Source organism: Kastovskya adunca, assembly GCF_059505785.1.
In genome coordinates this window covers 300,357-311,820 of the sequence record NZ_JCACLG010000026.1, presented here as the reverse complement: position 1 = coordinate 311,820, position 11,464 = coordinate 300,357, and the positions used below count along the sequence as shown (strand labels likewise).

The 11,464-nt window shown below is 48.4% G+C and carries 9 protein-coding genes and 1 pseudogene; 5 read left to right on the top strand and 5 right to left on the bottom strand.

The annotated features are described in order from the left end of the window. The first annotated feature begins 343 nt into the window (after positions 1-343). On the top strand, positions 344-700 hold the full coding sequence (locus AC5JR3_RS10560) for a phage holin family protein (RefSeq protein ID WP_495845652.1): 357 nt from the start codon (positions 344-346) through the stop codon (positions 698-700). Between the two features lies 1 nt (position 701). Here AC5JR3_RS10560 and cobJ read toward each other — a convergent pair whose 3' ends face one another. The 4 genes from cobJ to AC5JR3_RS10540 form a co-directional block, all read right to left on the bottom strand. Continuing rightward, positions 702-2,561, bottom strand: coding sequence for a precorrin-3B C(17)-methyltransferase (gene cobJ, locus AC5JR3_RS10555; RefSeq protein ID WP_495845650.1), 1,860 nt, complete (start codon positions 2,559-2,561; stop codon positions 702-704). Between the two features lie 239 nt (positions 2,562-2,800). Next, entirely contained in the window at positions 2,801-4,378 is a 1,578-nt protein-coding gene (locus AC5JR3_RS10550) for an NAD(P)H-quinone oxidoreductase subunit N (RefSeq protein ID WP_495845648.1), read from the bottom strand. A 278-nt stretch (positions 4,379-4,656) separates the two neighbouring features. After that, positions 4,657-5,811 carry a DUF6745 domain-containing protein gene (locus tag AC5JR3_RS10545; protein WP_495845645.1) on the bottom strand — a complete coding sequence of 385 codons (1,155 nt, stop codon included), beginning with the start codon at positions 5,809-5,811 and terminating at the stop codon, positions 4,657-4,659. A 334-nt stretch (positions 5,812-6,145) separates the two neighbouring features. After that, positions 6,146-6,439 (bottom strand): DUF8820 family protein, encoded by a 294-nt coding sequence (locus AC5JR3_RS10540; RefSeq protein WP_495845643.1) that lies wholly within the window; start codon positions 6,437-6,439, stop codon positions 6,146-6,148. Between the two features lie 270 nt (positions 6,440-6,709). On the opposite strand from AC5JR3_RS10540, the gene topA reads away from it, so the two are divergent. Next, positions 6,710-9,376 carry a type I DNA topoisomerase gene (topA, locus tag AC5JR3_RS10535; protein WP_495845641.1) on the top strand — a complete coding sequence of 889 codons (2,667 nt, stop codon included), beginning with the start codon at positions 6,710-6,712 and terminating at the stop codon, positions 9,374-9,376. A 192-nt stretch (positions 9,377-9,568) separates the two neighbouring features. Continuing rightward, the gene (locus AC5JR3_RS10530) at positions 9,569-10,171 is read left to right on the top strand and encodes a PNPOx family protein (protein ID WP_495845639.1); all 603 of its coding nucleotides are present in this window, start codon (positions 9,569-9,571) and stop codon (positions 10,169-10,171) included. Between the two features lie 100 nt (positions 10,172-10,271). On the opposite strand, the pseudogene AC5JR3_RS10525 reads toward AC5JR3_RS10530, so the two are convergent. Further along, a pseudogene (locus AC5JR3_RS10525) lies at positions 10,272-10,466 on the bottom strand (ADP-ribosylglycohydrolase family protein); the annotation flags it as partial. Positions 10,467-10,693: 227 nt separating this feature from the next. Between AC5JR3_RS10525 and AC5JR3_RS10520 the strand changes: the two are divergent. Together AC5JR3_RS10520 and AC5JR3_RS10515 are read left to right on the top strand one after the other, a co-directional pair. Beyond that, a complete protein-coding gene (locus tag AC5JR3_RS10520; RefSeq protein ID WP_495845637.1) occupies positions 10,694-11,269 on the top strand; it encodes a DUF981 family protein in 576 nt (191 codons plus the stop codon). Positions 11,270-11,329: 60 nt separating this feature from the next. Beyond that, entirely contained in the window at positions 11,330-11,464 is a 135-nt protein-coding gene (locus AC5JR3_RS10515) for a hypothetical protein (protein WP_495845635.1), read from the top strand.

The window sequence follows — 11,464 nt, the reverse complement described above, 5'->3', positions numbered from 1 at the left end:
CCTACACCTGTGAGAGGGTTGGGGAGGGGTCTGGTACATTTTTGCAAGAGGTCTAATAAATCCAATTACCTAAAGCAGTGTAGAACTTTTTAAACGGGTTTGTAGTAAGAGATAGGGTCGAATTTTGAAAAATTTAGCCCTGACTACGAACCAATAATATTTACTTTGTCCTACTTAAGTTTAATTAGAAATTAAATATCGAATCCACTTGTCTAGTTTCTCATGAAAAGTTTAACCACCAATTCTAGATTATTCTTTTTTGTAAGATTAAGCAGAACGATAATTTTAAGAAATTTGGCAGCAATGTAGGTAAAATCTTGGTTGAAGTTGTTTAATAAAAGTTATGCCTTCTTTCTTATTGACTTGGCTACTGACGGCTGTGGCACTAATAATTACAGGTTATATAGTACCGGGGTTTGCTATTCAATCACTTTTTGCCGCCATCGTGGCAGCGGTGGTGTTGGGATTAATCAATGCCGTTGTCAAGCCGATTTTGGTAGTGTTGACACTGCCGCTTACCATTGTCACCTTGGGTTTGTTTCTGTTTGTGATTAATGCGATCGCCATTTGGCTCGCGGGTGCCATAACCCCTGGATTTACCGTAGCTGGTTTTTTGCCTGCTTTGCTCGGTTCAATTGTGCTAACGGTTGTGGCAAGTGGGTTAGAGTTTCTATTCGGTGGAGCGGCAAGATCAAGATAAATCAACGAATTTCGGTATCAAAACCCAAGTAGCCTCGAGGAGCGATCATCCATTGGGCATAATTGCGAGTGCTTTGATTCCCAATTAGCACGGTGGTAAGCATATCAATCGGCGTGTTGAGCAATTCATCTAAGGTTGTGAGGGTAACTTCCTCGTCCTCTCGGTAAGCTGAACGCACAACCGCAACGGGGGTATCGGGGTGGCGGTGTTTCAAGAAGATCTCTCTGGCGGTGACAATTTGTTCGGTTCGAGTCCGCGATCGCGGATTATATAAAGCGGTCACAAAATCTGCCTGGGCGGCTGCTGTTAACCGCTTTTCGATCACTTCCCAAGGCGTCAACAAGTCACTCAAGCTAATCGCACAGAAGTCATGCATTAAGGGCGCACCGACGCGGGAAGCCGCAGATTGCAAGGCTGAGATGCCTGGAAACACTTGCACATCAGGAGTTTTTCCATCCCAACCTTGGGCGCGAAGTTCTTCTAGTACCAACCCCGCCATGCCATAAATGCCGCAGTCTCCAGAAGAGACAACCGCCACAGTCAAGCCCCAATTTGCTAACTCAATCGCTCGTTCTGCCCGTTGGCGTTCCTGGGTAATCGGTAAGGCTTCGATAATCTGCCCAGGACGTAGCAGGAGCTTAATCAAGTCGATGTAGAGGGAGTAGCCAATGAGTACATCTGCCGATGATACAGCCGTCTGTGCGGCGGGCGTCATCTGATCTAATCGTCCTGGCCCTGTACCGATCAGCAACAGTTGCCCAGTGCGTCCAGTATATTCCTGTTGGGATTGGGCGATCGCTACCGTCACTGCCCCACCTTTAGCCGAGGGAGAGTCAGCCCGGATGATTTGTTTTGTCACCAGTAGGGGGGCATGATTCGCTGCAACTAAAGCGGCTGCCTCAGCTACGCTAGGAGTTCCTACCTCTTGATCGACAACGGCTGAGGGCGTTGGGACATCCATCCCCCGCAGCACTTGCGCCGAAAAAGTTCGCAAGGGCAAATTCCGCTCCTGGCAAAGTTCCAGGATTCCCACCTCATCGGCTTTGATGTCGATAGTTGCAATTCCGGCGATCGCGTCCTCTGCCAGATCGTTTGCCCGAAAAACCTGCTCAATTGCTGTGGCAATTAGCTGCTTTGATACCCCGCGTTCGCAACCAATTCCTACCCATAATACCCGTGGATGCCAATGAACGACCGGGAGTTCAGAGGCAGTTGAGAGGGGTGGGGTTTTGTGGCTGATCCAGATTTTGGCGTTTGCAGGGACGGCTGATTGCTCAAAACAAAAAGTATGTCCTTCCGGCAAATGGTCTTGCCAGAGGGTGGAACCTGCTTCTTGAATAACTTGAACGGCTTCCCCTCTTGCTACCGCCGCACTCACGGCTGTCCAATCACCCCCGCCTCGCCGCCAGCCGAAGGGCACTCCCAGTATATCGACACCAGGTAAGCCTAAATTAGTTGCAGCCCCAGTTAATACAGGTGTTGCCCCCAGTTGTAGAGCGATCGCTTGGGCTAATCGATCCGCCCCTCCCTGATGCCCGCTACACAAGCTGATCGCAAACTGACCCGAATCATCTACCACGACGACAGCGGGATCAAGGGACTTGTGCTGCAACAATGGCGCAATCAACCGCACCACTGCCCCCGTTGCCAAGCCAAAAATAAATCCCTGGTACTGATGCCAGATCTTTGCTAAGTGTTCTTTGAGGGAACCGCTGTAGATTTGGGTTCCTTCGATATGACTCAAGGACTCCGGCACCCAAAGCATTACCCCGGCTGATTGAAGTAGAGGCTGTAATTTTTGGGCCGCAGCGGGAGTAGTGGCGATCGCCGCTAGGGGCTGAAACTCTTTAAATTGACTCATAAATAAGTAGGCAAAAAGAAATTAAACCTTTGGCAATGTAATTTTTTGGGGAGTGAGTTTGACGTAATTTCTAAATTATTGACTTCGTCCTACTTATTGCATTGAAGGCATCCGAGGGAGAAAAGCGATCGCGACCCTTCTAAAAATAAAAACGTAGGGCGAGGCATTGCCCACCCTACCGCTTAAATTGTCTTTCTTGGCGCTCTTGCCATTAGCAAGCCGAGTCACGCATTACAAGTTCAATTCTTTCTCAAAAAATTGCCTAGTATTGATACCTGAGCGCTCCTTTCCGGCAATTGGGCACTTACTACAGGCTTTTGTAGCATGGGAGTGCGGGTGACAGAGTCATTTGCCAGGGTGAATAAAGGATTTGACAAAATCCCTGCCAAAGAAGTGGCAATCACCGACACAATTAACCCCACCTGCAAGGGACGCATCCCCGGCAAATTCCAGCGAATTTCTGGGTAATTCTTCACCGAATCCGACATCTCTTGGGGTTCTTTTACTACCATCATTCTGACGACACGGATGTAGTAGTAAATCGAAATCACCGTCGTCAGCAGTCCCAGCAAGACCAAGCCATAAGTCCCAGCTTGCCAACCTGCCCAGAAGAGATAGATTTTGCCGAAGAAACCAGCCAGTGGCGGAATTCCACCTAAGGAAAGCAAGCAAATGCTCAAACCCAGGGTTAACAGAGGGTCTTTTTGATAAAGACCAGCGTATTCGCTGATTTGGTCGGTTCCAGTACGCAGAGAGAACAAAATCACGCAGGTAAAGCCGCCCAGGTTCATGAACAGGTAGACCATTAGGTAGAACACCATACTGGCGTACCCGGCATCAGTACCCGCTACCAAACCGATCATCACAAAACCAGCTTGAGCGATGGAGGAGTAAGCCAGTAGACGCTTCATACTGGTTTGGGTGAGGGCAACCACGTTACCCAAGACCATACTGAGGACGGCAAGGGCAGTGAAGACAAAATGCCACTCCTGGCTTACCAAGGGGAAAGCCGTAACGAGTAACCGGATAGCTAGAGCAAAGCCCGCCGCTTTAGAACCAACGGAGAGGAAAGCCACAACCGGAGTTGGTGAACCTTCATAAACGTCCGGTGTCCACTGGTGGAAGGGAACAGCAGAGATTTTGAAGGCAATTCCAGCGATCGCAAATACCAACGCCACCACTAAAGCTAGGGGCTGACCGATATTTGCCGTCGCAATCCCAGTCGCGATCGCTGTGAGTCTTGTCTCTCCTCCCGATAAGCCATAAAGCAAAGACATGCCATAGAGAAATACGGCGGAACTCGACGCCCCAATCAGCAGGTATTTCAATGCTGCCTCATTGGAACGGGGGTCACGCTTTGTATAGCCTGTCATCAAGTAAGAGGCGATACTGAGGGTTTCCAGGGAGAGATAAATCGTCACGAGTTCACCAGCTCCGGAGAGGAACATGCCCCCCACCGTAGCGGTAAGCAAAATGCTGATAAACTCGGCTAACGACGTGCCTGATTGCTGCACATAGCGGATGGACATCAAAATCGTCACCGCCGCAGAGAGGGCAATAATGCCGCGAAACACTACGCTCAAGGCATCGCTATTAAAGCCACCAAAAAAAGAGATGGGGTTAGCGACATCCCACTGATAAACCAGTGCCACTTCGGCACCCAAAATACCAGCGATCGCCACATAGGGAAGAATCGACGCCGAACGTCGTCCTGAAATCAAATCAATCACTAAAACCAGGAGGAGAGTAAAGATCACAATCCCTTCTGGTAAGATTGTCCCAGCATTTAACTGGGCTGCAAGTTCCGCAAAACTCATAAGCTTACTTTGGCAGATTCAATACGACTGCTGTCTAACGACGAGGTGAGGTTTAACCTTAAAATTCCTTTACAAGGGATTGTACCGCGTTCATCTTCCCTATCGATAGTTCTAAGGCGCTTCGTCCGCAGGGGAGTTCTTCTCAGATTTGCACGCCTTCACCGACAGACGCTCCCGATCGCGGCTAAATACTTTTACTTGTCTCTACTGCTGAGAACTCACCACCTCAACACTCCAGACTCCTTACAGGCACAGTACTACCACTTCCGACTCAAAACCTAGGTTTGAGTTGAGAACTCCTCTGAATCAGTTCCCCAATTTACCCACTTTATTGCCTCTCTTGCTGAGTTGATGTCCGGTGGCACTCGTACAACGTGAATATCTTCAGTACTAGGACAAACCATCTTTAACAAGTGAACTAGCTCAACATCAACAGATTGCTTGATTTTCAAAAGCGTATATTCTTCCCAGGAATCTAATTCTTTTACTGGCAACTCCTGGCACAGTCGCGTGTAGCCAATGCCCTGAATCAGCGCTTGCCGCAGTCCGGGATTTTTTTCTTGTAAAAGCCACTGAACTTGCCACTGGTGCGGGGAGAGTTTCCCATACTTTTCTGGTAAGGTCACTCCTTGATAAGCATAGAGACTATAGCCATCGGCAAACTCAATCGCGGGTTCGCCTTCAGCATGGAGGCGTTTTTGCTCGTCAAAGGAAAGCTTTGTGGGGCGATCGCAGACAATCGCCACCTCTTCCAAGGGAAAAATCCAGCCACAGTAGCGCGTTAATGACTGAAAAGTTTCCCATTGGCTAGAGTCATGCTCTAAACCTAAAACAGAAATACCAAAGTCAAACCAACTACTCGTACAAGCCCACAACTCGCTTTGAATGCCTGCAGCCAACAAGCTTTTTAGCTGCTCAATTTGACAATTGAGTTCGCGTCCTGACTGCCTTTGAAAAATCAAATTTACTACTTGCTGCCAGCGCTGGTTTCCCAGTCTTGCTTCAGTGAGTCGCTCTACAAATTGCTGATTTAACTGGTTTTCTAGATGCCGTTGGAATTGCAGGCAAAGCTGGCTTGACAACTGACTTTCTAGTTGGCTTACCAACTGACTTTTTAGCTGACTAGATAATTGGCTGGCTAATTGCGTCCATAATTGCTGCCCTAATTGAAGCCATAGCTGATACCCTAGTGGCTTCTCGACCGGAATATTACTTTCAGTAAAAATATTAGTTAAAGCTTGATCGGGACTTGCGAAAAAAAGAATGTACGGTGCTGGCTTATTAATGGCAGCGTAGGCAGATTTAATTGCACTTGTAGCTGAAGGGCGGTCGATTGGCTGGGGATCAAGGGCAATACCTCTCCATTTTTCCCGAGTTTCCAGAAGCAGAGCCTCTTGCTCGGAAGTCAGCACTTCATTTTTCCTCTGGGACATACATGGCTACTCCTCGTCTTTTGAACAAGAATAGTTTCAGAGTGACAGTGAAATAAATGTTCACACTTACTCGTTTATCCTACTCCGCTGCCAGTTTCTGACAAATATGGGACAAACTCACCTGAATTTAACATCTAGGTGCTCCTTTACCAACAGTAAGCTTGATGTATCGACACTACACTAACGTGGAGAGTCCATACACCAAGCACTAATATGAAAACGTCTCTGTAAATCGTCAAAATTTTGTTTACAGATTATTAGTTCCTGTTAGCCTCTGTTCCCAGAACGGCAAGTATTACGCTTATGGCTATTGGTTCAGACTTTTAGACGCTGTTCAGTCTGCCACGTTCCGCCATCCTTGAGGTTCGTATTCCCGTTGAATCTTGCTCGCCCAGTTACCTTGGGGAATTGTAATTGCCTGATGCTCCTCATGAGTTAAGGTGGCAGTATCAGACAAGACCCGGAGATAGAGGGTACCCTCTCGTTCATACAACTCGGCTTTTCCCTGACTGATGCGGTGTGCATGCCCTGTCACCTCACCTTCTGCGAGGATCAGATGAGATAGCTTTTGTCCCTCTATTTGCTGTACAGGTAGTAAAATTACATCGCCTTGTCGAATCGGTTGCATGGGTTTTGCTCCAAAGGCTTGCCTTGATGTCAAGGCATCAAGGCTTAGCTATATTTTTGCATATCCTTAGGCTGATGTCAGGTGTATCGATATCAGATCAGCTATAAGTAGATATCGAGCTACATTGAGCATTAAGGAAGCAGCAGTCAACAATGTGTTAATCTGCCGATTGCTCCTACCCAGTTTGATTTCAGGCTTTTGAGTTTAACCTCTCTTATCCTTACTTTAAATTCAAGTATTTAGCCGAGCTACTATCATTCTTAAGTTTCCATGCCAACTCTTGTCATTGTTGAATCTCCTACTAAAGCACGTACAATTCGGAACTACCTGCCTGCTGACTATCGGGTTGAGGCATCTATGGGTCATGTACGTGACCTTCCCCCTAGTGCTGATGAAATTCCTGAAGCGGTGAAAGGGGAAAGCTGGGCGCAACTTGGGGTAAATGTCCACGCCGATTTTGATCCGCTATACGTTGTTCCCAAAGACAAAAAGAAAGTTGTCAAACAGCTTAAAGATGCCCTCAAAGACGCAAGTGAGCTGATTCTGGCCACTGACGAAGACCGAGAAGGGGAAAGCATCAGTTGGCATCTATTGCAACTCCTCAAGCCGAAAGTGCCCACCAAGCGGATGGTGTTTCATGAAATCACCAAAGAAGCTATCCGTGAGGCGTTGAACAACTGCCGAAATATTGACGAACAGTTAGTCCATGCTCAGGAAACGCGCCGGATTTTAGACCGTTTGGTGGGTTACACCCTTTCGCCCCTGCTGTGGAAGAAAATCGCCTACGGCTTATCCGCCGGACGGGTGCAGTCTGTCGCTGTGCGGCTGTTGGTCAGTCGAGAGCGTCAGCGTCGGGCATTCCGCCAAGGTAGTTACTGGGACTTGAAAGCTAGGCTGGAGAAAGACAAAGCCTCTTTTGAGTCGCGATTGGTGACGCTGGCGGGCACAAAAATTGCCATCGGCAGCGATTTTGACCCCAATACGGGGCAAATTATTGCCGGACGGAACGTGCGGCTGCTCAGCGAAGCCGAAGCCAGAGAACTGCAAAAGCGGTTGAGGGATAAATCCTGGACGGTGACGGAGTTAGACGAACGCCCGGTTACCCGGAAACCCGCCGCTCCGTTTACAACGTCCACCCTGCAACAGGAAGCGAACCGGAAACTGCGGCTGTCAGCACGGGAGACGATGCGAACGGCTCAAAGCCTGTACGAGCAGGGGTATATCACCTACATGCGGACAGATTCGGTGCATTTGTCAAAACAAGCGATCGCGGCGGCTCGTAGCTGTGTTGAGCAAATGTATGGTAAGCCCTATCTCAGCCCACAAGTCCGTCAGTACACCACAAAAAGCAAAGGCGCTCAAGAAGCCCACGAAGCGATTCGTCCGGCTGGTAGCAGCTTCCGCACCCCCCAGCAAACGGGCTTAAGCGGTCGAGACCTTGCCCTGTATGACTTAATCTGGAAGCGCACCGTTGCCTGTCAAATGGCAGATTCGCGCCAAACCCACATGACCGTCGAGATACAGGTCGAAGATGCCGGGTTTCGTTCTACAGGTAAGCGCATCGACTTCCCAGGCTTTCTCCGGGCGTATGTCGAAGGGTCTGATGATCCCGACGCGGCTCTCGAAGATCAAGAAGTGATTTTGCCGCCGTTGCACAAAGGCGACCATCCCAACTGCAAAGAATTAGACGCGATCGCTCACGAAACCCAACCCCCCGCCCGTTACACCGAAGCTTCCTTGGTGAAAACCTTAGAAAGCGAAGGCATTGGGCGTCCTAGTACCTACGCCAGCATCATCGGTACGATCATTGACCGGGGCTACGCTCAGATGCAGAAAAACGCCCTAATTCCCACCTTCACCGCCTTTGCTGTCACCAGTCTCCTAGAAAAACACTTTCCTGATTTAGTCGATAACAGCTTCACGGCGCGGATGGAACAAACCCTCGATGAGATCTCTACTGGAGAAGCCGATTGGCTCCCTTACCTGCAAAAGTTTTATCTGTCAGAAAAGGGACTGGAAAACCAAGTCAAAGAGCGCGAAAGCCAAATTGATCCCACCGAAGCCCGCACTGTCGATCTGGAAAACTTAGCGGCGAAAGTTCGTATCGGTCGGTATGGCCCTTACATTGAAACGGAAAGTGACGATGGGCGCATCTCTGCCTCGATTCCTAAAGATCTGACCCCTGCTGACCTTGATCCTGAGCGGGTCGAGACACTGCTGCGGCAGAAAACCGAAGGGCCAGAAAAAGTCGGTCTACATCCAGAAACAAGCGAACCCATTTATCTGTTGGTTGGCACTTACGGCCCCTACGTGCAGTTAGGCGAAGCTACCGAAGAGAATAAAAAACCCAAGCGCGTCTCCCTTCCCAAAGGCGTCAACATCGAAGATGTCACCCTAGACATGGCACTCGGTCTGCTGTCACTTCCTCGTACCTTAGGGGTTCATCCAGAAACAGGCTGTAAAATCAAAGCCAGCTTGGGACGCTTTGGCCCTTATGTGGTACATGACCAGGGTAAGGAAGGGAAAGACTATCGCTCCCTGAAAGCTAGTGATAATGTATTGACAATTGAGCTAGACCGTGGATTAGAGCTGCTGGCGGAACCGAAGAAGGGACGGGGCGGCAGTACACGGAAGTCAAAGGCACCGCTACGAGAACTGGGCGCTCATCCGGAAGATGGCGAACCCGTGAATATCTACGATGGGCCCTATGGCCCCTACGTGAAGCATGGTAAAACTAATGCTTCTATCCCTGAAGAGGAATCTGTAGAGGAGATAACTTTGGAGAAGTCGCTGGAATTGTTAGCAGCAAAGGCTTCTACAAAGAAATCTACTCGCTCTAGTAAGTCAACAAGTTCCACTAAGAGTAAGACAACTACAGCCAAAAAGACAACTCGGAAGAAGACAACGAAAGAGACAAGTACGAGTAAGAAAGCCTGATTTTGGAGGGTAAAAAAGTTTTTTGACCTTTTGCTACCGTTTCTAATCTTGGCTCTGCTCGATGAGTTTAACCAAACCGTCTCCCAACAGTAGGAGGCGGTTTTTTCGGGCTTGATTAGAACCTAAAGCGTCAGCAACAATAAGAAGCTGTAGGTGAGTTTTCTTACTGTTCACTTGGGATCTTTGACTTTAATGGAACGTTTCTCACAACTGAATCAATTGCTGGCTCATATCTGGTCTGAAGTAGAGCAAGGGGGAAGGGAACCTGGTCATCCTTACAATACTCCTACTTTTGGAACGGTCAGTAGTCGGGGTGCATCTTTACGCACGGTGGTACTGCGCCGAGTTGATGCCAAAGCGCGATCGCTACTCTTTCATTCAGACTGTCGGGCACAAAAGATTAAAGAAATCCAGCACCAAAACCGGGTAACGTGGCATTTCTGGGACTCTAATAGCAAGCAGCAGTTGCGCTTGATGGGGGAAGCGGATCTTCACTTTGATGACGAGTTAGCCAATGAAGTTTGGCAAAGCAGTCATCCAAAAAGTCTCAAGATTTACGTCAAGCCGACTGCGCCAAATACAAAAGTTGATCAACCGCGATCTGGGCTTTCAGAGCAAGTAGAGTCCGTCCGACTTTCTGAATTGGCACAGGTTGCTTCGGGGCGGGAGAATTTCGCCGTTGTGCGTACCCTAATTGACGAAATTGACTTTCTGCATCTTCACCCCGAAGGCAATTATCGAGCAAGTTTTGTGTGGACTCCTCAGGGAGTAGAGAGTAGTTGGATGATTCCCTAAGGTTGACGCTGTTCTGGAGTCTAATCTTTCTACATGACAAAATTTGACGGGAGAAATAGAAGTGCAGCGATCGCGGAGGTCGTTTTCACTATCGAAAATAGGGATAGCGACGGTAGTACCGCTTGAACTGCTCAATGTATTGGTCAGCATTGAGAAGGGTATCGGCAACCGCAACTGTCAGCACGGTGTCATCAGTGAAGCGACATTTAGGGTGGAATAGGGGAAACTCTTTGGTTTTGATGTTGTTTCCCTCGTAAACTGAACCGATAATGTCGCCCGCGATCGCTCCTAGCATGATTGTCTCCTTTACCTCAGACAGTAAGCTTTCCTGGTGCGATGAGAGCCGTGCAGGGATGGTGAGCGATCGCCAAATTGATGCTGTGTGAATAAAAGCTTGCGATTAGTCGTCATTTATCAAGAGATTCGATATCTAAATAAAGTTAAAAATTTCTTATTAAATCAATTATATTGCCAATAAATCCTATCTTTATATCAGTCGCTTTTTGGATGGCTTAATTCTTTATGATTAACTACATCACATTGATGTTGATTAATATGGTAGCGGGGCTAGTTCTATTAGCTTTATTTGTCTATAAAGGGTTAGATGACTCTTACCAAAAACGTTGGATTCCCGGTTTTGGCATGACTGGCGCGATCGCGTTTGTAACAGGCTTACATATGATCTTTACCTGGCCCATAACAGGCAGCTTCAATATTGCTTTCGGCGAGACTTCCGTGTTGTTTGGCACCTTATTCCTCGGTGCATCTGTATCTCTAGCATTGGGTTGGGATTTAATCACTGTCGCCATTTATGCCTTCTTTGCAGGGACAGCAGCAATTGTAATTGGGTTACGAATCATCAATCTAGGGCTAACACGACAGCCTCTAATCTCAGGTATTGGTTTTATCCTCTCTGGTTTAGCTGGCGTTTGTGCTGCCCCCGCACTGTATTGGAAAACCAATCGCGCTTTTCGCTTAATTGGTGTCGCTGTCTTGGTTATTGCTGCCTTAATTTGGGCAATCACGGGATTTCGAGCCTATTGGGGACACTTGGCTGACTACACCGACTGGAAGCCGCTTCCGATGCAGTCGCCATAGTTGTAGCAAGTCCTAAAGTAGGGGCACGGGAAGCCACATGGATGTCAACTTAAGGTAGAAATGCCTTCTGTATCAGGCTTTTGGCGCTCTCCCACCCTACGGGAAGCAGGCACTCGTCCCCTAACCCCTTCTCCCCGCTCACGGGGAGGGGCGATTATGAAGCGCAATATTATAGAGAAGTGGTACAACTCATAA